The 407-nt window shown below is 46.7% G+C and carries 2 protein-coding genes; both read left to right on the forward strand.

Going from position 1 to position 407, the window contains the following annotated elements; all coding sequences use genetic code 11:
• On the forward strand, nucleotides 1–206 hold a 206-nt coding region (locus tag Q4528_RS12745), incomplete at its 5' end, for a MerR family transcriptional regulator (RefSeq protein ID WP_303521840.1).
• On the forward strand, nucleotides 203–407 hold a 205-nt coding region (locus tag Q4528_RS12750), incomplete at its 3' end, for a heavy-metal-associated domain-containing protein (RefSeq protein WP_303521842.1). The genes Q4528_RS12745 and Q4528_RS12750, both read left to right, overlap by 4 nt.

Below are 407 nucleotides of genomic sequence, written 5' to 3' on the forward strand. Positions count from 1 at the left end.
GCCCTATGGTGCGCCAATTACTCGAGCAAAGTGTTGTGTCTACTAAGCAGAAAATTTCCCAATTAACTAAGCAGCTCTCCACCATGGAAGAAGCATTAGTAGCATGGACGCACATGCCAAACGGTGAGCCTGATGGCCATTCTATTTGCCAACTCATTGAGCAGTGGGATGATCCTTTAGTGACAAACGATAAGGAGGCGCTATGAGCGTTCAAACTTGGCAACTCAATGTAGCAGGCTTAAATTGTCAGGGATGTGTGAGTAAAGTTCGCTTAAGAGTTCAGGGTATAGATACCGACGCGATAGTGGAAGGCTTGCCTGACAACAATCAGATGACTATTACCAGCCATCTTAGCGAAGCTCGTTTACTTGAGCTGATTGAAGAGCTGGGGTTTCGCCCCTTAGCAC

The sequence above is a fragment of the Staphylococcus pasteuri genome (assembly GCF_030547725.1).
GTDB classification, from domain to species: Bacteria; Bacillota; Bacilli; order Staphylococcales; family Staphylococcaceae; genus Staphylococcus; species Staphylococcus pasteuri.